The sequence below is a fragment of the Rhodococcus sp. NKCM2511 genome (assembly GCF_014905595.1).
GTDB lineage: Bacteria > Actinomycetota > Actinomycetes > Mycobacteriales > Mycobacteriaceae > Rhodococcoides > Rhodococcoides fascians.
The window spans coordinates 2,374,446-2,396,429 of sequence record NZ_BNHJ02000001.1; the positions used below are offsets into that span (position 1 = coordinate 2,374,446).

At 64.5% G+C, this 21,984-nt stretch carries 20 protein-coding genes; 5 read left to right on the plus strand and 15 right to left on the minus strand.

The genetic code is table 11. The features are described 5' to 3' along the window. Positions 1–33: 33 nt before the first annotated feature. From JLZ96_RS10950 to JLZ96_RS10975, 6 genes are all read right to left on the minus strand, one after another. Positions 34–1,431, minus strand: coding sequence for an MFS transporter (locus JLZ96_RS10950; RefSeq protein WP_201010099.1), 1,398 nt, complete (start codon positions 1,429–1,431; stop codon positions 34–36). A 158-nt stretch (positions 1,432–1,589) separates the two neighbouring features. Next, the gene (gene eda / locus JLZ96_RS10955) at positions 1,590–2,249 is read right to left on the minus strand and encodes a bifunctional 4-hydroxy-2-oxoglutarate aldolase/2-dehydro-3-deoxy-phosphogluconate aldolase (RefSeq protein WP_032383131.1); all 660 of its coding nucleotides are present in this window, start codon (positions 2,247–2,249) and stop codon (positions 1,590–1,592) included. Beyond that, entirely contained in the window at positions 2,246–3,658 is a 1,413-nt protein-coding gene (locus JLZ96_RS10960) for a mannitol dehydrogenase family protein (RefSeq protein ID WP_201010102.1), read from the minus strand. Before JLZ96_RS10960 ends, eda begins: the two co-directional genes overlap by 4 nt. Next, a complete protein-coding gene (locus JLZ96_RS10965; RefSeq protein ID WP_027495421.1) occupies positions 3,655–4,590 on the minus strand; it encodes a sugar kinase in 936 nt (311 codons plus the stop codon). Before JLZ96_RS10965 ends, JLZ96_RS10960 begins: the two co-directional genes overlap by 4 nt. A gap of 8 nt (positions 4,591–4,598) precedes the next feature. Beyond that, the gene (gene manD, locus JLZ96_RS10970) at positions 4,599–5,804 is read right to left on the minus strand and encodes a D-mannonate dehydratase ManD (protein WP_032374833.1); all 1,206 of its coding nucleotides are present in this window, start codon (positions 5,802–5,804) and stop codon (positions 4,599–4,601) included. Further along, positions 5,801–6,847 carry a sorbitol dehydrogenase gene (locus tag JLZ96_RS10975; protein ID WP_032387629.1) on the minus strand — a complete coding sequence of 349 codons (1,047 nt, stop codon included), beginning with the start codon at positions 6,845–6,847 and terminating at the stop codon, positions 5,801–5,803. Before JLZ96_RS10975 ends, manD begins: the two co-directional genes overlap by 4 nt. Before the next feature lie 119 nt (positions 6,848–6,966). Here JLZ96_RS10975 and JLZ96_RS10980 point away from each other — a divergent pair, with 119 nt between their 5' ends. Beyond that, entirely contained in the window at positions 6,967–7,680 is a 714-nt protein-coding gene (locus JLZ96_RS10980; RefSeq protein WP_201010103.1) for a GntR family transcriptional regulator, read from the plus strand. A gap of 69 nt (positions 7,681–7,749) precedes the next feature. Here the strand turns inward: JLZ96_RS10980 and JLZ96_RS10985 are convergent, their stop codons facing one another. Beyond that, complete coding sequence (locus JLZ96_RS10985) at positions 7,750–8,919, minus strand: thiolase family protein (RefSeq protein WP_032387627.1); 1,170 nt, start codon at positions 8,917–8,919, stop codon at positions 7,750–7,752. Positions 8,920–9,012: 93 nt separating this feature from the next. On the opposite strand from JLZ96_RS10985, the gene JLZ96_RS10990 reads away from it, so the two are divergent. Continuing rightward, positions 9,013–9,483 carry a helix-turn-helix domain-containing protein gene (locus tag JLZ96_RS10990; RefSeq protein WP_094621350.1) on the plus strand — a complete coding sequence of 157 codons (471 nt, stop codon included), beginning with the start codon at positions 9,013–9,015 and terminating at the stop codon, positions 9,481–9,483. A 217-nt stretch (positions 9,484–9,700) separates the two neighbouring features. On the opposite strand, the gene JLZ96_RS10995 is transcribed toward JLZ96_RS10990, so the two are convergent. Further along, positions 9,701–10,291, minus strand: coding sequence for a LysE family translocator (locus JLZ96_RS10995; RefSeq protein ID WP_201010105.1), 591 nt, complete (start codon positions 10,289–10,291; stop codon positions 9,701–9,703). Between the two features lie 52 nt (positions 10,292–10,343). Here JLZ96_RS10995 and JLZ96_RS11000 point away from each other — a divergent pair, with 52 nt between their 5' ends. Then, entirely contained in the window at positions 10,344–10,898 is a 555-nt protein-coding gene (locus tag JLZ96_RS11000; protein WP_201010106.1) for an ABATE domain-containing protein, read from the plus strand. A gap of 411 nt (positions 10,899–11,309) precedes the next feature. On the opposite strand, the gene JLZ96_RS11005 is transcribed toward JLZ96_RS11000, so the two are convergent. From JLZ96_RS11005 to dcd, 7 genes are all read right to left on the minus strand, one after another. Beyond that, positions 11,310–12,389 (minus strand): fused (3R)-hydroxyacyl-ACP dehydratase subunits HadA/HadB, encoded by a 1,080-nt coding sequence (locus JLZ96_RS11005; RefSeq protein WP_032374830.1) that lies wholly within the window; start codon positions 12,387–12,389, stop codon positions 11,310–11,312. Between the two features lie 83 nt (positions 12,390–12,472). After that, positions 12,473–13,441 (minus strand): Hsp70 family protein, encoded by a 969-nt coding sequence (locus JLZ96_RS11010; RefSeq protein ID WP_201010107.1) that lies wholly within the window; start codon positions 13,439–13,441, stop codon positions 12,473–12,475. A gap of 137 nt (positions 13,442–13,578) precedes the next feature. Beyond that, positions 13,579–13,866 (minus strand): ANTAR domain-containing protein, encoded by a 288-nt coding sequence (locus JLZ96_RS11015; protein WP_027495414.1) that lies wholly within the window; start codon positions 13,864–13,866, stop codon positions 13,579–13,581. Between the two features lie 150 nt (positions 13,867–14,016). Next, entirely contained in the window at positions 14,017–15,084 is a 1,068-nt protein-coding gene (locus JLZ96_RS11020) for a hypothetical protein (protein ID WP_201010108.1), read from the minus strand. 82 nt (positions 15,085–15,166) lie between these two features. Then, positions 15,167–16,606, minus strand: coding sequence for a CYTH and CHAD domain-containing protein (locus tag JLZ96_RS11025; protein WP_201010109.1), 1,440 nt, complete (start codon positions 16,604–16,606; stop codon positions 15,167–15,169). A gap of 85 nt (positions 16,607–16,691) precedes the next feature. Continuing rightward, positions 16,692–18,236, minus strand: a complete 1,545-nt coding sequence (locus JLZ96_RS11030; RefSeq protein WP_201010110.1) for an Hsp70 family protein — start codon at positions 18,234–18,236, stop codon at positions 16,692–16,694. 105 nt (positions 18,237–18,341) lie between these two features. Further along, positions 18,342–18,920 carry a dCTP deaminase gene (dcd, locus tag JLZ96_RS11035; RefSeq protein ID WP_027495411.1) on the minus strand — a complete coding sequence of 193 codons (579 nt, stop codon included), beginning with the start codon at positions 18,918–18,920 and terminating at the stop codon, positions 18,342–18,344. Between the two features lie 140 nt (positions 18,921–19,060). Here dcd and JLZ96_RS11040 point away from each other — a divergent pair, with 140 nt between their 5' ends. Together JLZ96_RS11040 and JLZ96_RS11045 are read left to right on the plus strand one after the other, a co-directional pair. Continuing rightward, entirely contained in the window at positions 19,061–19,789 is a 729-nt protein-coding gene (locus JLZ96_RS11040; protein ID WP_051364987.1) for a hypothetical protein, read from the plus strand. Next, positions 19,786–21,900, plus strand: a complete 2,115-nt coding sequence (locus JLZ96_RS11045; RefSeq protein ID WP_201010111.1) for an Rv1355c family protein — start codon at positions 19,786–19,788, stop codon at positions 21,898–21,900. The genes JLZ96_RS11040 and JLZ96_RS11045 overlap by 4 nt, the downstream gene beginning before the upstream one ends. The last annotated feature ends 84 nt before the right edge of the window (positions 21,901–21,984 follow it).

Consider the following 21,984-nt stretch of genomic DNA (forward strand, 5'->3'; position numbering starts at 1 on the left):
AGCTGTGGGCTCAACTGCACCACTGCGGACATCTCAGGCTGCGTCGGCCAGTCTGACGAGATCGCGCCCCTTGGTTTCCGGGGCCAGGTAGGCCGACACCAGGGTGATCGCGGAGTAGATCACGAGCATCGCCGCGATGGGCCACCAGCTACCCGTCCATGCGGTGAGGCTGGCCGCGAGCAGCGGTCCGATGGCAGTGGCGAGGATGCCGCCGATCTCCTTGGACAGCGCGAGCTGCGTGAAGCGGGTACGTGCGCCGAACAGCTCCGCCATCGTCACGCTTTCGAGCGAGAACAGGCCGAGGACACCGAGGTTCAGAGCCAACACCATCGCGACGACGAGAGCTACGGTGTTGCCGCTGGTGACCATCAGCATCAGCGGGAACGCCAGGATCATGGTGAGCGCACTGAGCACCATATACATCGGACGACGGCCGAACTTGTCGCCCAGGATGCCGATGATCGGAATGGTCGCGAATCCGATGAGCGAGCCGTAGACGATCGCGCTGGTGGCGATGGAACGATCGATCAGCAGCGTCGACGCGATGTAACCGACCAGGAACGTCTGAATCAGTCCGGAGTTGCCCGCCTGACCGAACCGCAGACCCAGCGCGATGAAGAACGCGCGCCCCTTCTTCTGCTTGAGACCGGACTCGAGAACGCTGACCTTCACGTCCTCGTCGGACTTCTCGATCTCGTCGCGCGAGAGAGCCACACCGTCGACCACGTCGGCACGCTCCTCGAAGACCGGGCTCTCCTTCAGGTTCGAGCGCAACCACACCGCGAAGATCATCAGGAAGAAGCTCGCGAGGAACGGCACTCGCCAGCCCCAGCTGAGCAACTGATCCTCGGACAGGACAGCGAGCAGAAGGGCCCAGATAGCCGAGGCCGCAAGGGTTCCGGAGTTGGTTCCCAGAGAGACCAGCGATGCGATGAGGCCTCGACGCTTGTCCGGTGCGTATTCGACCAACATGACCGTCGCCCCGGCGATTTCGGCTCCGGCACCGAACCCCTGGATCAGGCGAAGGGCGACGAGCAGGATCGGTGCCATGATGCCGATCGCGTCGTACGTCGGCAGTGCGCCGATGAGGGTGGTGGATGCGCCCATCATCGCAATGGTGATGAACAGGACCTTCTTTCGACCGATCCGATCGCCCATCCGGCCGAAGTAGATGGCACCGACCAGGCGGGCCACGTAGCCGACTCCATAAGTGGCCATGGCCGCGATCAAGCCGATCGCCGGGCTCACGTCGGGGAAGAAGATGCGATTGAAAACGATCGCGGCGGCGAGCGAATACAGCTGGAAGTCCATGAACTCCATTGCCGTACCCAGCCAACCGGACATCGCCGCCTTGGTGAGGTCTTTAGTGCTGCGAGTCGGGACGGCGGTGTTACCGCGATCGTCCGTCGACTCGTTGGTGTCCTGTGACATCCGAAGCTCCATTGCTGGTGATGATCGATGAGTTCATGATGCGAGTTCGCCGCGGCCTCCGCGAGACCTGTGCCTCATCGAGGAGGGTTGGTGGCGCTCGCCACAGTGATATACAAGCACTGTTATACCAATACGTCAATGACCCTTCGCGAACCGAACTACGCGGTGCCGAGCGCACTCGCAGAACGGGCCAGTTCCTCTATCGCGGCCCAGTCCCCCGCCTGCACCAATGAGCGCGGCGTGAGCCAGCTACCGCCGACGCACACCACATTCGGCAATGCCAGGTAGTCGACAGCGTTCTGCGGAGTGATCCCGCCGGTGGGGCAGAACGTCAAGTGCGGCAACGGGCCTGCCAGCGCGCCCAGTGCCGCTGCGCCACCCGAGAACTCGGCCGGGAAGAACTTCATCTCGGTCGATCCGGCCTCGGCAACGGTCATAGCCTCGGTCGCAGTCGACACGCCCGACAGAACAGGCACCGGTAGCGTGCGTACCGCGTCGAGAAGACCCTTCGACGATCCGGGTGAGACCAGGAACCTCGAGCCGGCATCCACCGATCTCATGGCATCGTCGCGGTTCAGCACAGTTCCCGCGCCGATGACCACTTCCGGCACGTCCGCAGCGATCGCCGCAATGGCACCGAGCCCGGCCTCGGACCGCAACGTCATCTCGATGATGCCGATGCCGCCCGCATAGAGTGCACGCGCCAGCGGCACTGCGTCCTCCACCCGATCGATTACGACGACGGGAATCACCGGACTTACGTGTAATACATCTCGGGCAGTGAGGTTTTCGAGCAATGCTTCGTGTTCGGAGGTCATACCAGAACTCGTTTCCACTCGCCGAGCGAGTTGGTCCGTAGGAAGTCGGTCCACGCAACGACCTGCGTGCCGAACGGTGACGTGGGCCCGAGATCGGACCCGAAGATGGACTCGACAGCCAGCAGGTCCGACGCCGACCCGGCCCGAGCCAATTGCGCCGACAACGGATCGTCCAGTGCACGTCCGGCTTTCGTCTCGGCGAGAACGAAGGCGCACCAGGCTGCGACGGCAAGGGCGAGCATGTCCGTCGAACCACCGGCGTCTGTGGCGTCCCGCACGGTTCCGAGTAGGCGCGGTCCGAGCTTCTGCGATCCGTCCATCGCCACCTGCCGGGTGGTGTGTTTCAGCGCTGGGTTGGCGAATCTCGTGCGTACCTCGTTGCCGTACCCGACAGCGTCCATTCCGCCGGCCGTCGTCGGCGCAACATCTCGCAGGACCATGGCCCGGCATATCTCGTCGAGCTCCGGATCCTGGACCGCCTCCGCGATGGTGTTGTGTCCACGCAGAATTCCGAGGTAGGCCAACACCGAGTGGGTGGCATTGAGGACGCGCAACTTCATGGTCTCCCACGGCTCCACGTCGTCCACGAACTGCACGCCCACCCGTTCCCAGGCCGGACGCGGACCAGCGAAATCGTCCTCGATCACCCACTGCCGAAAGGGTTCGCACACCACCAGGGCGTCGTCGCGCAGTCCCGTTCTTCGTTCGTTGTCCGCCCTGTCCTCATCGGTGGTAGCCGGCACGATTCGATCGACCATGCTGCTGGGGAATGTGACTCGACGCGAGATCCATTCGGCCAGGACGTCGTTCATGCCGCGTGCCTCGACGAAAGCACTGACGAGTTCGGACAGAATCCGCCCGTTCGACGGTAGGTTGTCGCAACACAACACCGTGAGAGGCGCATCGCCCGCCATGCGTCGAGCCAAGCCCGCCACCAACTGTCCGGCAACGGTGCGCGGCGGCCTGCCGGCCAGATCCGCCGCGATCTCCGGATCGTCCAGGCGCAATCGACCCGACGCGGGGTCGAGTCGATAGCCCTTCTCGGTCACCGTCAGCGTGACGATGTGCGTTGCGGGATCGGCGATGGCCTCGACCACCGCGTCGGGGTTCGCGGCTGCGTTCCGTACGTCGAGCATCGAACCGACGACGGTCGCCGTCGTCTCCTCGGTTCCCTTCTGCACCAGGGTGAACAACCCGTCCTGTGGGGCAAGCTGTTCCACCACGGTGTTACTGCGCTGGGTGAAACCGGTGATGCCCCAATTGGTCTCACCGGTCAGCAGCGCCGCCTCGTAGGTGAACGCGGCCTGATGCGCCCGATGGAATGCCCCGACGCCGAGATGCACGATTCCGCTGGCCGTGGGACGAACGACCTCGGCGGTCGCATCGGACAACCTTGTTGAGGCCCTCATGTCGTCACTCGTTCTCTGTGACGTCGTATTTCGGACAGCGGTGCGATGAGACCAGTGCCGCCCCGCCCGCCGACGCTCAGCGATGCCGCAGCAGCTGCCATGGCCGCCGCCTCGCGAAGATCGTCGCCGAGAGCGAGACGCGCCGTCAGGGTGCCGGCGAACACATCACCGGCACCGGTCTGATCGATGACCTCGAGCGCGGGGATCACCGGCTGGTGCGACGTCCCCGCAGCGGTGAAGATGCTGGACCCTTCGGACCCTCGCGTGACCACCACGGAACGTGCACCCCAGCCCATCAGGAAAGCTGCAGCAGCCTCCGGTTCGGTTGTGCCCAGGAGCAATTCGATCTCACTCGGTGCCGATGGCACCATCACCTCGGTACAGGGAGCAACGCTCTGCAGGAATGCGCGGGCCTCGTCGGCCGTGGTCAACCTGGGGCGAAAGTTGGGGTCGTAGACGAATCTGCCCGAGCGCTGCGCCGCGTGCAGCATCGTGCGGGCGAGCGTCGGCGACAGTGCCGCAGCGATTCCGCCGCCCAGTACGGCACCCGCCTGCTCGATCACACCCTCGGGCAGGTCTGCCACATCGAGCTGACTGCCCACCGATCCGGCTCGGGCATAGGAGAACTGGCGATTCCCCTCCGGATCGATGTGCAGGAAATAGACACCCTGCTGTCCGGGAACTCGCCGAATGTAGGTGTCGTCGATACCGAGTTCACGAATTCGCCGACAGACGGCGTCGCCGAGCTCGTCGTCGGATACCCGCGCGATCAGCGCGACCGAGGCACCCGCGGCCGCGGCAGCGGCACCTGCGTTGACGACATCTCCCGACACCCCGAGCACCCCGTGCGCTCCGTGTCGGAAGGCCTCGGTGGTCGAGACCTCGACGAGGGGCTCGCCGAGCAGGACGACATCGAATTGCGTTGTGGTCATGTGGCGCTTCACCAATCGTGCATGCTGCCGTCGAGACGGCGATTGACGGGCAGATACTTGGGGTTGTACGGGTACTTCGCGGCGGCCTCTTCGTTCACCTCGACGCCGATGCCCGGCTTGTTTCCCGGGTGCATGAAACCGTCGGTGAAGGTGTAGCTGGTCTGGAACACATCGCCGGTCGGGTCGACGTGACCCATGTACTCCTGCACGCCGAAGTTCGGGATCGACAGATCGACATGCAATGCGGCTGCGAGGGAGACGGGCGAAAGATCGCCCGCACCATGAGATCCGGACCGAACGCCGTAGAGATCCGCCAACGAGAAGATTCTGCGCAGATGGGTGATGCCGCCGGCGTGTGAGACCGACGCTCGGATGTAGTCGATCCACCGGTTGGTGATCAGATCCTGGCAGTCCCAGATCGAGTTGAAGATCTCGCCGACGGCGATGGGGGTGGTCGTGTGTTGGCGAATGGTGGCGAAGGCACTCTGATCCTCGGCTGGAGTGGGATCCTCGATCCAGAACATCCGCATCTCTTCGAGGTCGCGACCCAGGCGTCCGGCCTCGATCGGACTCAGACGGTGATGCACGTCGTGCAGGAGATGGAAGTCGAACCCGTGACGTTCGCGCACGGCACCGAGCATCTGCGGTGCGAACCGCATGTACGGGGCGGTATCCCACGAATCTTCCTGCGGTGCAGCGCCGGATGCGGGTTCGTAGAAGCCGTCGACCGGAATTCCGTAGGTCTTCTTGAGACCGGGAATGGCCGACTGGGCACGAATTGCTTTGTAGCCCTTGTCGAGATGCGCTTGGACGTCGTCGAGCATCTCTTCGATGCTACCGCCGCTGGCGTGCCCGTAGACCATGATCCCGTCTCGTGCAGCACCACCGAGGAGCTGGTAGACCGGCATATCGGCGGCCTTGCCCTTGATGTCCCACAGTGCGACGTCGACGGCTGCGATGGCCGTCATGGTCACCGGCCCACGTCGCCAGTAGGCACCCTTGTACAGGTACTGCCAGATGTCTTCGATCCGATGGGGATCGCGTCCGATCAGGAGTGGCGCAATGTGGTCCTTCAAGTACGACTCGACTGCGAGCTCGCGTCCGTTCAGCGTCGCATCACCCCACCCGACGATGCCCTCGTCGGTGGTGATCTTGAGCGTGACGTAGTTGCGGCCCGGAGCCGTCACGATGACGGTGGCGTCGATGATTTTCATTGCGGTCCTTGCGAAGTGGTGTCGATGACGATCTTGAGCTGGGTGGGGTCGGTGAGCGCGGCCTCGAGCGCTGCGGCGGATTCGGCCAACGGGTACGTCGATGTGACGAGCGCCGCGAGGTCCACTCGCGCCGATCCGGCGAGTGCGATCGCGTCGGCGAATGCCGAAGGGCCGTAACGGAAGCACCCGCGGATGTCGAGCTCCCAGCGTTGCACTGCCCCGATCGGGAATTCGGCAGACGCGCGTCCGGGCACGCCGACGAGCGCCAGAATGCCTGCCGGGCCGAGCGAGCGTGCCGCGTCGGCAATGGCTCCGGGATGTCCCGAGCAGTCGAAGGCGATGTCGAAAGCGCCTTCCGGCAGTGCGTCTTCGCCGGAACGCAACGTCGTGGTGGCACCCAGCGCTGCCGCGACCTCGAGCCGAGCGGGTGCGACGTCGGTGATGGTCGTCTCCGACGCGCCCAGGGCGATGACCGTCTGCAGAACCAGCAGTCCGATGGGCCCGGCACCGGTGATCGCGATGCGCTTGCCCAGCACCGACCCGACCCGTGCGGCAGCCCACGCTGCGACGGCCAGGGGCTCTATCAGCGCAGCGACGTCGTCGCCGATCGAATCCGGGAGTGGGTGCGCGAATTCGTTTGCGAGAACGACGGATTGCCGCAGCAGGCCGTGGTTCGGTGGGGATCCGAAGCAGACGACGCTGGGGCAGACGTTGTAGTGACCGCTCAGGCTCAGCGGTGAGGTGCCGTTCGGAATCGCGGGTTCGATGGCCACCCGCTGGCCGATCCGGTCCTGGGACACGCCCGCGCCGACCTCGGTGACGACCCCGAATCCCTCGTGGCCCAAGACGGTGGGCTGCGTCAGCGAGTTGGAGCCGTTGCGGCCGTCGGCGTAGTAGTGCAGGTCCGAGCCACACAGGCTCACGCCGTGCACCTCCACCCTGACCTGGCCGTCGCCGACCTGCATACGGTCGATCTTCTCGATCCGCAGGTCACGTGGACCGTGTAGGACGGCTGCCTCGTCGTTGCCGCTGATCACTGCCATCGCTGTAGAGCCTCCGCCGTAGTGCCTTGAATATCAGTACTGCCATACTAGTGACGGGCAGCACTTCGTCAAGGCTTCGGCCCTGTGGGTCACCCACGAGGTCACGTTAGTCTTGACAGGTGAGCACACAGAGCAGCAGGAAAGTCACCGCACGAGAGCGGGCGTACCGAGAATTGCGCCTGCGCATCGTGTCGCTGACGCTCCCCCCGGGTAGCCCGCTGTCGGAGAACGACCTCGCCGAGCAGATGTCCGTGAGCCGCACACCCGTTCGCGAAAGCTTGATCCTGTTGGCCGAAGAGGGTCTGGTTCAGGTCTTCCCACAACTCGGCACCTTCGTCTCGCGGGTCGACACCGACCGTGTTGCCGATGCCCAATTCGTCCGGGAGGCAATCGAAACCGCGTCTTTGAAAGATGCAGTCACGTCTCGCTCGGATCACGACCTCTCTGCGTTGCGCGCCAATCTGGCAGCGCAGGCCGAGCCGGGAATCGACATGGACCAATTCTTCGAATTGGACGAGCAATTCCACCAGCTACTCCTCGCAGCCGGAGGACATTCCGCCGCATGGCGATCCGTCGAATCCGCGAAAGCTCATCTGGATCGGGCCCGACGACTCGGTCTACGCGACACCCGTCCCATCCCCGACCTGATCGAACAACACACCGCAATAGTCGACGGCCTCGAAGCCCGAGACTTCGAGGCCGCCGCCCAGTCGATGCGCGAGCACCTGCGCGCCGTGTTCGCCGACGTCGAGTACATCAAGAGCAAAAGCCCACACCTGTTCTCCAACAGCAACGAACGCCCGACGCGCAAAGTCGTCTCCAGCTGGGAATGAGTGCGGCTGCGCCGCAGTGGTGCGATTATGTGCCCTCGAGAGCACATATCCGCGCCACTGCCGCAGGCATTACAGGCGTTCGATGAGGGTGGCGTTCGAGAGCCCGCCGGCCTCGCACATCACCTGTAGGCCGTAACGCTGCTCGCGCTCGGCGAGCGCGTGGACCATGGTCGTCATGATTCGGGCACCGCTGCCGCCGAGCGGATGGCCGATGGCGATGGCCCCGCCGTTGACGTTGACCTTGTTCATGTCTGCGCCGGTTTCCTTCGCCCAGGCGAGCACAACCGACGCAAAGGCCTCGTTCACCTCGAACAGGTCGATGTCGTTCATCGTCAGCCCGGCTTTGGCGAGCACTTTCTTCGTCGCCGGAATGACTGCGGTGAGCATCATCAACGGATCGTCGCCGACCACCGCGAAGCTGTGCAGCCTCGCCATCGGAGTCAGGCCGAGTTCCTTCGCTTTCTCACTGGTCGTGATCATGACGGCCGCACTACCGTCGTTGACCTGACTTGCGTTGCCTGCGGTGATGTTCCAACCGATTTCCGGGAACCGCTGCGCCATGGCGTCGCTGTAGTAGGCCGGTCGCAGTCCCGCCAGCGCATCGAGTGTGGATCCGGTGCGGATTCCCTCGTCGCGGTCGAGCCCGCGGATTGCGGTGATCTCCCGCTTGAAACGCCCCTCTTCGGTGGCTGCGGCAGCCTTCGCATGACTCGACAGAGCGAACTCGTCCATCTCGGTACGGCTGATACCCCATCTCGCCGCGATCAATTCGGCACTGACGCCCTGCGGCACCAACCCTTCCGGATACCTCTCGATGAAACCGACACCTGCCGGATCCTCGGTTCCCACCAGGTTCGACCCCATCGGAATGCGGCTCATCGACTCCGAACCGGTAGCCACGGCCAGATCGTAAGCACCGGAGATCACGCCCTGTGCGGCGAAATGTATTGCCTGCTGGCTACTTCCGCATTGCCGATCGACGGTGGTTGCGGGTACGGATTCCGGATAGCCCGCCGCCAGCGCTGCGCGCCGAGTCATGTTCGACGCCTGATCCCCTACCGCGGTGACAACTCCGCCGATGACGTCGTCGATCTGGGTCGGGTCTATCCCACTGCGCTGCACTACTTCCCGCAGGCTGTGGGCCATCAGGTCGACTGGATGCTCGGGATGCAACGTGCCGTTCGCTTTGCCCCGTCCGACCGGGGTTCTGACTGCCTCGACGATGACTGCGTCTCTCATGACGGCTCCTTGTCCGATCGATCCGTTCCTATCGGATCGCTGACACCACGGTACGAGCTGGCTATAGTTTTGTAAAGCCAGTAAGATCGTGGCATGCCCCTCCACATGGACGGCCCACTGTCCGATCTCGACAGCTGGACAGCAGGTGACCGTTGCTCCATCGCACGCGCGCTGTCGGTGGTCGGCACCCGATCGACGATGCTGATCCTGCGCGAGGCGTTCTACGGAACCACCCGCTTCGATGACTTCAGCCGACGCGTCGGCATCACCGACGCCAGCAGTGCGGCCCGACTCAAAGAACTGGTCGACGTCGGAATCTTCGTCAAGAAGCCCTACCGCCCCGAAAAGGGCAGAACGCGCTACGAATACGTTCTGACGAGAATGGGCGAGGATCTGCTGCCCGTCGTACTCGGATTGATGCAGTGGGGCGACCAGTACCTGCAACAAGACGACGGACCGCTCGACGTCGTCGATTCCCGAGGCGAGCCCGTGCGCGTACGGGTCACCGACCGCGTCGGTTCCGAAGTGCCGATGAACGAGCTGCGAGTACGCGTTGCCGGATGATTGCCGGGCCGACGCGTAGCGTCTCCGCCATGGACGATGAATCGTGCATCGAACCCGAGAATGACCCGCGAGCACAGTGGCGACAGCTACCAGACCCCGTGCAGCCCAGCCACGAGGGCCAGGCCCTGGAATCCGACACCTCCATTTGGGACCACAAACCCAAGAACGACCCGAGCATGGACATCGTTCGCTGATTTGCGCAAGTGCCTTCTTCGGGTCACACCGCTTCGACGGCGAGTGCGACTCCGATACCGATGAACAGGACCCCGATCACTCGGTTCCAGGATGTCGACTTCGACGAACCACCGGTCAGACGGCCCACGGCCGCGGTGACCACCGCCCAGACCACCAAACCGATTGCCACATCCGCGATTCCGAGTAACCCGATCTGCAGGGGAAGCGGTCCGTCGGCATCGACGAACTGCGGCAGCAGCGCGACGAAGAACAGAATGGCTTTGGGATTGAGCACGTTCGTCACCAGGCCCATGCGAAACCAGCGCACATCGGCGATCACACCCCTCTCCGACGACGACTGTCGCAGCGCGGAAATACCGAGCCACACCAGGTACACACCCCCAAGAATCTGAATGATGCTCAGCGCCATCGGTGACCGTGAGATGAGCAGTGACAGCCCCACCACCGCAGCGATCATGTGCACGCACAGTCCGGTCTGCGCGCCGAGGCCCGCTCGCCACCCGGCACTACGGCTGCTCGCTGCCGCCCGGGCCACCACCGCGAAGTCCGGACCGGGTATCGCGTAGGCCAACAGCACGACGCCGAGGAACGGTAACCATTGGATGTCCGTCATCGTCTCGACGGTATCTGATGCTTTTACTTCCGTAAACCGTTAGAATCAGCGAATGGACTGGAACTGGCTCGGCGATCACTTCGCGCTCGACGTGGTCAACACCGTGCAGTTGCAACGCGGCACCTACGTCGAATTGATCGCCTCCACCGCCGATCTCCAGGAATGGGCCGAGCTACAGGGTGCCCGGGTACCCGAGACAATCCCTGACGATGCCGATATCGTCACATTCCGGCTGACGCGAGATCACCTGCTGGCGCTACTGCGGGCGGTGGCGTCGGACATGGAAGTTCCGGGAGCCAGCGTCGACCACATCGACGACATTGCCCGACGCCATCCGGTGACCCGTCGGCTCGATCTCGGGGGCGGCGGTGGCGTCGAACATGTTGTGGGGACGTCGGATCCGGTCGACGCGATACGCGCCCGTGCAGCGTCAGCGGTCATCGATCTACTGAACGGACCGGATCGCGCACGATTGTCACTCTGCGACGCTCCGCGATGCGGTCAACTGTTTCTGCAGGATCGGCCCAATCAGCAATGGTGCTGCAGCGCATGCGGAAATCGAGCCCGTGCGGCACGACACCACGCAAAGGAGAAGCGCGGATCATGAACAGTTCAGTACGCCAGGTGGCTCAGCCGACACATTTACGCCCCTAGCAGCAATCCACACCCCCCACACGGGGCGTAAATTCCGAACCGAGGCGTAGATTGCAACCCCCACCCACACATCCGCGCCCCCACCGACACATCAGCTCCCCACATTCGGAAACCCGACGCCGATCGGAGTCAAAAATCCGAAACCGAGGAGCCGATACGCGGCAACAAGCGCAGCCGACACATTTACGCCCCTAGCAGCAATCCACACCCCCCACACGGGGCGTAAATTCCGAACCGAGGCGTAGATTGCGACCCCACCCACACATCCACGCCCCCACCGACACATCAGCTCCCCCCATTCGGAAACCCGACGCCGATCGGAGTCAGAAATCCGAAACCGAGGAGCCGATACGCGGCAACAGGCTCAGCCCAATTGCACTGTCGCAGTAGCGCGGTGGCCGAAGATTCGCTTGCCCTCGAAGGTCGCGCCGATCGAGATGACGGCCGTACGGGACTCCTCGTCCTTCGACTTGATCTTGCCGCCGAAAACGATTTCGGCCGGCTTGTGTGTGTCCACCGGGATCGGGGTGGTGAATCGAACGGTGTAGTCCTTCACCGCGCCTGGATCGCCGAGCCACTCGCTGATGAATCCGCCGCCGACACCCATGGTGAGCATGCCGTGCGCCAGGACGTTCTCGAGATCGATCATCTTGGCGAACTTCTCGTCCCAGTGAATCGGGTTCGCGTCACCGGCGACGCCGGCGTAGTTCACCAAATCTCCGCGAGTCAAACGCACAGTGCGCGAGGGCAATTCGTCTCCGACATTGACCTCGTCGAACTTCCGAGTGGGCTGGCCCCGGTACTCCTCGACGATGAGCGGCTCGTGCTCCTGGGGAGTGGACAGGGTGTCGTGCTCACTCGCCTCGGCACTGCTGGTGTCGGTCGTTGCACCGAACATCACGATGTTGCGAGCCGCCTCGGAGATGGCCGGATCGATCTCGCCGGATCGCCCGACTAGCAGCGTGGTGTACGTGGTCTGCACCAGTTCGTTCTTCTGGTTGGACACGACGTTCTTGGTGATCATCATGTCTCGACCCATGACCGTCTTGAACGCGTCGAGGGAGACATCGCAGGTCAACTGGTCACCGGCCAGAATCGGCTTCTGGAACACCAGTACCTGATCGGTCTGCAGAATCTGGCTGAGGTCGTAGCCCTCGGCGATGGACTGCAACAGCTTCTTCTGCGCCAGAGTGCCGACCAACGACATGAACGTCAGCGGGGCCACCAGAGCGCTGTGGCCCAGCGCTGCTGCGGCATCGCCGTCCCAGTGGGCGGGGTGGAAATCCTGAACGGCACGGGCGTACTCGCGAACCTTCTCGCGGCCCACCTCGTAGTAGTCCTCGGTGCGGTAGTGATACCCGACCATGCTGCGCGCGTGCTCCGCCGGGTCGAATGCTCCCGCATCGGATGCTGCTGCGCCGGACTCCGCTACCTGCTCTGCCACTGTTGCCCCACCGTCTCGTCCCTACTGTTCATCATTACCCGAGCAACCTACCCAACGACGACGCACGTTGGCCAGGAAGGGGCTCAGGCAGAACGGTGCCGCGGGGCGTCCCGGTACCCCACCATGCCCACCATCGCGGCCGGCTGAGTCAGCACCGACGCACTGCTCATCGCGCCGCGCGGACGGTGTTGGCGCGACGCGACCGCATCGATCGCCATCAGGGCAGCCCCGTGCGCAGTGAGGGACTCGGGATTGGCAGGCGCGATGACGGGCAACATCAAATCGCGTCGAAACATCCGACGCAGCGACGGCAGGTTGGCGCATCCGCCCACCATCACCAACGCGTTCACGGCGCAGGGTGCGTCGACGATGATGCTGGCCACCCAATCTTCCAGTGATCGGATACTGCGCTCGAGAACATCGTCGAACGTGTTGCGCCACAACCGGACCGGTCCGCCGACGAACGGCCCGGCGACCTCGGCCACCCGCAGGCGTGACAGCTGTTCGCGTGCCGTGCGAACGGACACCAGCAACTCCGCGCGTGCCCGTTCCGAGGCCAATTCGTCTGCCCCGTAGACGGACAGAAGGTAACGCGAGATCTGGGCGTCACACACGATCCCGCCGAACAACGTGGTGCGGACCGAACTGTGCACCGCTCCCGTGGCGGGGTCGGCAATGGACACGGTGGTTCCCGACGCCCCGATGTCGCACACGGCCACGGTGCGCGCACCCTCGAGCATCCCCGTGCCGCGTAGATACCGAAGTTGCGCCCCGAGCTCCGACGCCACCAGCAGACGATCGGCCTCGTACGTGGAATACGCCGACGCGCGTCCGCGCGCACCGGGATCGTCCGGAACGGCGAGAACGATGTCCGGTCGATCCACCATCTGATCCCGCGACATCGAATCCAACAGATCGAGCGCGACCTGCAGATGGTCGTCGGGATCGAACGATCGCACGACGTGCGCAGAACGTACCGACTCGTCCGACGCATCCAGGGCTACACCCCGGGCAATGGCTGAACCCACCGAGACACCAAGGACAGATCTCATGTTCCCTCGACTCGCCTAGCTACTCCGACCTGGCGATCGTAGCGCCTCGAACCATCGAGGAGTCGGTAAATGCCCCGTTCTATTCAACTTTCGGTTTGTTTTGGGATTCGTTACAACCACTCGGGCGACGAGTTGGGTCAGGCGACGTGCCCGAATCCGTCTCGACGGTCGGCGAGCAACGAGCCCCACTCCTCCTGCGCCGACGACATCGCGGCACAGCCCACGCCGTTGTCGGAGTCCATTCCTCGTGCCGCAGTGACGATGGACCGAGCCGACTGCACGAGAGAAACATCGAAACGGAAACTGTGCGCTGCCAATTCGGCGAACGCCTCATCCGGACTGCAGCCGCGCAAGGCAATGAGGACACCCACCGCCCTGTCGATGGTCGTGCGCGTCACCGGTTCTACTGCGGATTTGTCGGTCATCGAGAACTCACCGTCTACTGGTCGATCACCCGATGGTAGCCAGGCTCGAGCAGAAGTTCAGGTGTCCGAGTCGAATTCACACACCTGTCACATCACGGACTCTTCGAAGTAGCGAACCCGCTCGCTCACAACGGATTATCGATGAAATCGTCACTCGGGCGGATCGGTGACAGGTGGTTCCTCCATCCGAGGCGCGGGCTCGGAATCCGTCGGCCCCGAAGGCTCCGTGGGCTCCGAAGGCTCCGTGGGCTCCGAAGGCTCCGTGGGCTCCGTCGGCTCCGTGGGCTCGGACGGACCCGGTTCCGTGGGATCGGGGACGTCCGTATCGGTGGGAGCTGTGGTTTCGTCGTCGGTCGGCGGAGTCTCGGTCTCGGGCTTCGAGATCTCTGTTTTCGTATCCCGACCGCCGGGGGCGGAATTGCCGCCACCCGAGTTGCCCCGTCCCGTCGACGACGAACTCGGTGCGTTCGACGTCGCACTCGGGGCCGCCGCCGGGACCGCGTCGATCCAGATGTCGCCCGACCCGGAGCCGACGGTCGACACATCCAGAACACCCGCGCCGATCGGTGGAACCGCGGACGGCCCAGCCACAGGAACAACCGGCCCCGCGCTCGACGCCGGCCGACCGGGCGCCGATGGGGCGATGCTGGAATCTGCGGTATCGAGTACTGCGTCCTGAGTCGGCGCGGGCGAGGAGAACGCCCACACGGTTGCGCCACTGAGAGCAGCCAGCACGGCCACACCCAATCCGACCATGGTCCATCGAGATCCTCGCGACGCAGCATCGTATTCTCCGGCCCGATCGTCCCAGTCGGGTTGCCCCGCAGCGATCTCGTCACCCGACGGACGGCCCGTCCTGGACGCGGCACCGACGACGGCGGCGGCCACGTCCAACGGGTACTCGTCGGGCAACCGCGGATCGTCCATCGCCAAGACCTCGACGTCGACGACGCGGTGGTCGGCCAGCGCGGCCCGAACGATCTCGCCGTGCAGAAGGTTGTCGCAGACCACGGCGGCACCGTCGACGATCAGGTCTCGTTGTGCGGCCTGTACACGCATGATTCCGAGAACCGTCGCAACGGCGTCACCGATTCCGCCGGGGGCAGCGGCGATCGACACGGGTCGCGAGGTGACCGGGCCCAGACCGGGGAGATCGGTTTCGACCAAGACGGCCGAGATCTCGTCGGTTCCGACGTGAACGCCCAACGCAACGGACATACCCGTCGACCCCCCTACTCGATTCGGCCTCACAGTACACTTCGAGGGCCTAAACGGGGAAAACGATGGTTTGTGTGCGGGGTCAGAACTCCAGCTTGCTCGCCTCGTCACGAGCCAGTTCGGCTGCACGGCGCTCACGCTCGAAGAGCAGTCCGAACGTGAACCCGTTCTCGCCGGAGGCGGTTCCCGCTCGGGCCCCGAGGGTGCGCAGAATCTCCGCCGCGATGACGGCATCCTGATGCTCGCCCAGAACTTCCTGAATCTGCTTGTATCTCTTGATATTCGACTTGGACACCTTCTTGTCCACGACGGGTGCCACCAACTCGGCCGCATACCGAGCCCGCTTCGAGGCCTTCCTCGCGCGGTGCAGTTGCTCGTCGTCGGTGCCTCGCACAGCCTTCTCGGTGCGGTCTACGGCCTTCTTACCGGCCTTACGCGCCAGCTTGATCAGCAACCGCTCGCTCACCTCGCCGTCGATCGGCAATCCCCTCGACCAGGCAGCCACGGTCGTGAGCAACTCTCGATACCGTTCGCCGTCGAGCTCCGCCATCGCAGCTTCGCGGTGGCGGATCTGCTCGGCCAGCAGGTCGTTCTCGATGCGCGACGCCACCGGGCCCAGAACCAGTTCCGACGGAAGGTCTCGCAGCGCCGCTGCAAACCGCGCCCGCTGCACCTGCCGATCTCGCACCTCGCCGAGCAGGCTTGCATACCAGGACAATTCGGCTTCGAGTGCGGCCGCGGGCTCGTCCTCGAACACGCTGCCGAAGACGCGAAGCGTACTGCGATAGCGCCTGATGGCCACCCGCGTGGAGTGAATCGGATCCAGTCCGCGGCGCAGATACACGTCGCCGGCCACGATGGCCTGCGCTTGCTCGTCGAGATAATCGACGAGCAACCGAAGCCCGTCGTGCGCCGGCTCCTCCCGAACCACCGACAGCGCACGATTCAACTTGGACGGATGTGCCGACGGCGTCGCACCCGACGCGCGAAGCACCTTGCTCGCCTTCTTCAGGAACGATTCCGAGCCGGCCGGCCCGAGCTCGACCTCCACCTCACGCCACTGCGGCCCGGTCGCGCCGCCGATCAGGACGACCGACACCGCGTCGTCGGCGAATTCGGCCACGACGGCTCCGGATGCATCGGTGACGGTACGAATCTTCCGACGCGTCGTCAGGGTGGCGACAGCCGACAACTGCTTGCCCATGACCGCCCCGCGCAGTACGTCGGCCAGCTCGTCGGGCACGACCTGCGGGTCGCCGTGGCCGAGCGGAAGCCTGATCTCGGTTCGCGCCTTCTCCGCAGGAACCTTTGCGTGCCAACCGTTGTCGGAGTCTCCGGTGCGTCGCCGAAGGGTGATTCCCCGACGCAGCAGATCGTGACCGGTGGTGTCGAAGTACTCGCTGACCAGTTCGGTGTCGGTCTCCACCGCCGCGCCGTCGGCAGGAACGAGCGAGGTGAGGGAGGGGAACTCGAAGTCTGCATCGACATCGAACTTGTCTTCGCGCTCGGTCTGTGACTCCATACCGACCATCCTGCCTCGAGGATGCTGCCCCGTGGCGGTCGAAACCGTAGATCTATCACCGCCACGGCGAAACGAACGGCGGTGTCTACGGTCGCCGAGGCGTGGTTATCGTGGGTTTCGTCGGGGTCGAGGCGCGAGTGGTGTTGTGCGGCAACGTCGTTCTGGTCGGCGCAGTGGTTGTCGGCGAAGTGGTGGTCGGCGCAGTGGCGGTCGTCGCAGTGGTGGTCGTGGGGTGAGTCGGAGCCGTCGTGGTGGTCGGAGCCGTGGTCGTCGTCGGAAGTCGAGTGCCCTCACGCGCGGGCCGAAGGACAGTGACGTCAGGAATCGTGCGGGTTGGAGGCGGTGACTCGGCACTGTTCGGCGAGGTGGGTGCAGGAGAGGACGTCGAGACTCCGGATGTCGGAGACGTCGAGGACGACGCGGCCACGTCCGTGGCCGACACCGAGGGCGGCGTCGACACGGACGGTGAGCCGTCCACCGCCGGCATCACAGCCTGCGATCGGGCGGAGGGCGACGCGTTCTGCGAGGTCGCGATCGACGGTTCGGGGGTGTCGTCGGTGGTCCGGGCCGCTGCCGCGACCACGGTTCCGGCCACGCACACCGCAACGAGCGCGGCGAGTGCGCCCCCGACGCGGCGGGACTTCGCTGCCCTGGCCATTCGCCTCGACGGGCTGCCGCTGTGCCGCGGACGACGGGAGGGCACGGCGGTCACGGCCATCACGGCAGGGGCCGGTGCAGGCCTGGCTCCCACGGTCCGCGCGATCCCGGCTGCCCCACGGGCGGCCAACAATTCCGGTCGTTCCGGAACGTAGACGGGCACCGACACGGCGTCGAACAGTGTCTGCCGAACGATCTGCATGTTGGCACCGCCGCCGACTGCGACAATCGCCTCCACGTGAACGCCGCTCGCGGCGACGGACTCGAGCACGTCGACGGCAGTGAAGACTGCTGCACGAACGGCGTCGCCGATGAGCTCGTCGAGGTCGTGTCGCCACAACGAGGCGCGACCGCCGACGAACGGCCCGACGACGGAGACGCTGCGCAGGATCGACAGCTGGTGTTTCCCGTCTCGCACGTCGTGCACGAGCTGTCGACGAGCTGCCACCGTCAACGCCTCCGCCGCGCCGAACGTCTCGATCAGGTGGTCGCTGAGCACACGGTCGCAGTCGTCGCCGCGGAGTTCTTCGGTGCGATGCGAGGCCAGGACGCGACCGGACTCGACGTCGACCACCGACACGCTGGTGCCGGATGCGCCGACGTCGAACAGCGCGACGCAACGCTCACCGGCGAGCACTCCGGTTTCTCGTAACGCGCCCAGCTGCGCACCCAGTTCGGATACGAGCACGATGCCGTCGGAGAAGTCCTCGCGGAAGGCCGTGTCGGGATCGCTCTCACGAAGGGCGAGCACCGGGTAGTGGCGAGTGGACGCGTATTCGTCTGCCGTGCTGTGCACCGATGCGACGACGGCATCCCAGGGATCCGGGGCGAGACCGTTGGGCGCAGGCCCGGTGGCAACCGGTTCGAGGACGTGGAGCACCGTGTCGACACCCGAGCTGTCGCTGATCACACTGCGGACGCCACTCGACCCCAGGGAAGCGCCGAGTACGGACGGATCGGGTACCGCGGACACGAGAAACCTCATTCTGGTAGGCCCCAACCCACGTTCGAGCACCAGAATACCGCTACAACCGGGAACTCACCAGGTTTCGTCCAAGAAAACAGACCGAACGTTGGTCTATGTCACGTCCGACTGGATGAAGTTCAGATACGCCTTCGACGGAGTGGGACCACGCTGCCCCTGGTACTTGGAGCCCACCGCGGCGCTGCCGTACGGATTCTCCGAGGGCGACGACAGCCGGAACAGACACAGCTGCCCGATCTTCATTCCCGGCCACAGCGTGATCGGGAGGTTGGCGACGTTGGACAACTCCAACGTGATGTGACCGCTGAATCCGGGGTCGATGAATCCTGCCGTCGAGTGCGTGAGCAGTCCCAGCCGGCCCAGAGAGCTCTTCCCCTCGAGTCGACCCGCCAGATAATCCGGCAACGTCGTCAGTTCGAGAGTGGAACCGAGGACGAATTCCCCCGGATGAAGAACGAACGGCTCACCCGCTCGTGGCTCCACCAACGTCGTCAGCTCGTCCTGCTGCTGGGACGGATCGATGTGGGTGTACCGGGTGTTGTTGAACACCCGGAACAGCTTGTCGAGTCGCACATCGACGCTCGACGGCTGCACCATCGACGGATCGAAGGGATCGATCGCCAGGTTGCCCAGGGTCACTTCGGCACGAATGTCACGGTCGGAGAGCAGCACCACTGCAGGCTACTGGTCCTCACGGGCCTTACGCGAAGCACCCGAGTGACCACTTCCACAGGTACGTGCGGACCGAACAGTCGGACAATCGATCGGTCACACCTCTCACATTCGGTGACACTCCCTCAGGAAGAGCCCCTATGTACATTCGACCCAAGCGCATTCGAATCGACGTTCCTTCGTACTTCGATCATCCCTCCCAGTGCCACATTCTGGCCACGACTCCCACCCGAAGTCCCGCTTTGTGGACGCAATTTCTCGACGGTGCCGAAGAAAGCTACCGACGCCACGACGTGACACCAGCGCTCGAGATATCGGCAATTCGCGACGGCGGGACCACCGCATTGTTCTTCGCCGCTCTCGACCGAACCGGAACGATCCTCGGCGGCGTTCGCGTTCAAGGGCCGTATTCTTCGGCCGATCAATCACACGCACTCGTCGAATTCGCCGCGCATCCCGAGGGCCGTCATCGCGTTCGCGCGATGCTCGACAGCCGTATCGAGGACGGGGTCGTCGAGATCAAATCGGCGTGGGTTGCCCCGGGAGCACCCCGCGGTCGCGCCGTCACCACCATGATCGCGCAGTCACCGGCGTACAGCACAGCACTGCTGGGCGCTCGTTACGCGCTGGCCACTGCCGCCTCCCACGTCCGCGCCGCGTGGCTGCGCACCGGAGCAGCGATCGCAACGCACATCGAACCGGTGCCGTACCCCGACGACCGATACCGAACCGAGGTGTTCTGGTGGGACCGAACGACTCTCGCGTTCGATGCCGAACTCGAGACGTGGCGGCGCATGAAACGCAACACGGTCTCGCTGCTCGCGCAGCACGGCACGTCGAAGAACCTGCACTCGGCGGTGGCGTCGTGACGATTCCGAACACTGTCGAATACAGCTGGCAGCCTGTGATATTCGACGAGACGGTCGCCACACAGCGGGCCGCCCTGGACGAGCTACGGGGTGACACCTCGATCACCGTTCTCGACGAACGCGCCACCCAGCGAGCCGGACTGCATGCATTGTTGCCGAGCCCTGAGAAGAGCCTTCTCGACGAAAGCGACAGGTGGGTCTATTTCCCGTGGCGCAATACCGTCGTCGCCGTTCTCGGTCCGAATTCGTATCGGCACCTCCGACTGGACCGAAACAGAAACAAGATAACCCTCGAGGAACAGCAGAAATTGGGAGATCTCACGATCGGCGTCATCGGATTGAGCGTCGGACACGCCATTGCGCACACTCTCGCACTCGAGGGAATCTGCGGAACTCTTCGCCTCGCGGATTTCGACGAGATAGAACTGTCGAACCTCAACAGGATTCCGGCGTCGATCATCGATCTGGGCGTCAACAAAGCCATCGTCGCCGCCCGGCGAATCGCCGAAATAGATCCGTACCTGACGGTGGAGGTCTTTCGGAACGGGATCGACGAGACCACGATCGACGAGTTCTTCGACGGACTCGACCTGCTCGTCGAGGAATGCGACTCCCTCGACATCAAGGTCCGCGCACGAGAGGCGGCCAGGTCGCGTCGAATCCCCGTACTGATGGAGACCTCCGATCGAGGTCTGCTGGACGTCGAGCGATTCGACCTCGAACCACAGCGGCCGGTGTTTCACGGCGTACTCGGCGACATCGAGTCCGCCGGCCTGCACGGACTCGGAACCCGCGACAAGATTCCCATCGTGCTCGATCAACTCGACGCCTCCCTGCTCTCGGCTCGGATGGCGGCCTCGATGGTGGAGGTGGGCGAAACGATCGAGACGTGGCCCCAGCTGGGCGGCGACGTCCAACTGGGGGGTGCCACCATCGCCGCGGCGGTCCGACGCTTCGGGACCGGAGCGCACCTACCGTCCGGACGTATCCGCATCGATCTCGAGGTGCACCTCGACGGGCTGAACACGCCGGCCCCCACCCGCAGACAGGTCTCGGGTGATGCGGCCGGTCCGCAGAGTGTGGATTCCCACGACTCGATACTCGAAGCGGCACGACGAGCGCCTTCCGGCGGAAACAGTCAGCCGTGGACCTTCTCCTCGAACGGGCCGACCTTCCGGGTCGACGTCGATCGATCCCGAACGTCCACCCTCGATATCGCGTACCGCGGCAGCTTCGTCGCTGTGGGCGCAGCCGGATTCAACGCGCGCGTGGCCGCCGCCGCCCAGGGCACGCTCGCCGGCATCGAGATCACCGACGAGGCGGTCGAGCTGTCGTTGCGCGACGGTACCGCCGAGCCGATCACCGATCGACGCCTCCTCGACGCCGTGCTCACCCGATCCACGGACCGAGAGCTCGGGTCACCGTCGACGCTGGACGATGCGGTGGTCGCCGATCTCGTTGCGGCCGCAGCCGCCGAAGGCGGACGTGCCGTGCTGTTGACGACGCGCGAGTCCATCACCGCGGCAGCAGACATTCTCGCGGCCGCCGATCGGATTCGGTATCTCACGCCGCATCTGCACCGAGAGATGTTCTCCGAACTGCGCTGGGCAGGCGATCCGGACCCGGATCGGGGCATCGACGTCGCCAGCCTCGGCATCGACGCCGCAGACCTGTCCACGCTGGACATCATCGGGCGGCCCGACGTCATGGCCCTCGTGGCTGCCTGGAACGCAGGCGCTGCCCTGGCCACCGACATGCGCGATCGGGTATCGGCGAGCTCTGCGCTCGCAGTGATCGTGGTGCCCGGATCGACTCCGGCGCATTACATCCGGGGTGGATTTGCCACGGAGAACGTTTGGGTGACTTCACATCTGCACGCACTGGCAGTTCAACCCGTCTCGCCACCGTTCCTCTACGCACGCACGATGGACGAGCACCGAGAATTGTCTCCGACCCACGCAGAGACGTTGCAGCAGTTGAACTTCGAGCTGCGGACGTTGGCGGAACTGGACGAGGCCGAGTCGATCGCTCTGGTGTTGCGGCTCGGTACCGCGCCACGAGGCGCGATATACAGTCGCAGAGTCGCGGTTTCGGCGTCCTTACCGGGGTAGAGTCCGGCATAGACCAGGGGGAACAGTCCTGCACTGCGTCTACAGGAGCGGTTCACGAGACCGCGTCGACGAGAGGCGGGAGTA

Excerpts from the sequence above, each read along its gene's own strand:
- JLZ96_RS10950 (WP_201010099.1), bottom strand. The coding sequence starts at position 1,431 with ATGTCACAGGACACCAACGAGTCGACGGACGATCGCGGTAACACCGCC.
- eda (WP_032383131.1), bottom strand. The coding sequence starts at position 2,249 with ATGACCTCCGAACACGAAGCATTGCTCGAAAACCTCACTGCCCGAGAT.
- JLZ96_RS10960 (WP_201010102.1), bottom strand. The coding sequence starts at position 3,658 with ATGAGGGCCTCAACAAGGTTGTCCGATGCGACCGCCGAGGTCGTTCGT.
- JLZ96_RS10965 (WP_027495421.1), bottom strand. The coding sequence starts at position 4,590 with ATGACCACAACGCAATTCGATGTCGTCCTGCTCGGCGAGCCCCTCGTC.
- manD (WP_032374833.1), bottom strand. The coding sequence starts at position 5,804 with ATGAAAATCATCGACGCCACCGTCATCGTGACGGCTCCGGGCCGCAAC.
- JLZ96_RS10975 (WP_032387629.1), bottom strand. The coding sequence starts at position 6,847 with ATGGCAGTGATCAGCGGCAACGACGAGGCAGCCGTCCTACACGGTCCA.
- JLZ96_RS10985 (WP_032387627.1), bottom strand. The coding sequence starts at position 8,919 with ATGAGAGACGCAGTCATCGTCGAGGCAGTCAGAACCCCGGTCGGACGG.
- JLZ96_RS10990 (WP_094621350.1), top strand. The coding sequence starts at position 9,013 with ATGCCCCTCCACATGGACGGCCCACTGTCCGATCTCGACAGCTGGACA.
- JLZ96_RS10995 (WP_201010105.1), bottom strand. The coding sequence starts at position 10,291 with ATGACGGACATCCAATGGTTACCGTTCCTCGGCGTCGTGCTGTTGGCC.
- JLZ96_RS11000 (WP_201010106.1), top strand. The coding sequence starts at position 10,344 with ATGGACTGGAACTGGCTCGGCGATCACTTCGCGCTCGACGTGGTCAAC.
- JLZ96_RS11010 (WP_201010107.1), bottom strand. The coding sequence starts at position 13,441 with ATGAGATCTGTCCTTGGTGTCTCGGTGGGTTCAGCCATTGCCCGGGGT.
- JLZ96_RS11015 (WP_027495414.1), bottom strand. The coding sequence starts at position 13,866 with ATGACCGACAAATCCGCAGTAGAACCGGTGACGCGCACGACCATCGAC.
- JLZ96_RS11020 (WP_201010108.1), bottom strand. The coding sequence starts at position 15,084 with ATGTCCGTTGCGTTGGGCGTTCACGTCGGAACCGACGAGATCTCGGCC.
- JLZ96_RS11025 (WP_201010109.1), bottom strand. The coding sequence starts at position 16,606 with ATGGAGTCACAGACCGAGCGCGAAGACAAGTTCGATGTCGATGCAGAC.
- JLZ96_RS11040 (WP_051364987.1), top strand. The coding sequence starts at position 19,061 with ATGTACATTCGACCCAAGCGCATTCGAATCGACGTTCCTTCGTACTTC.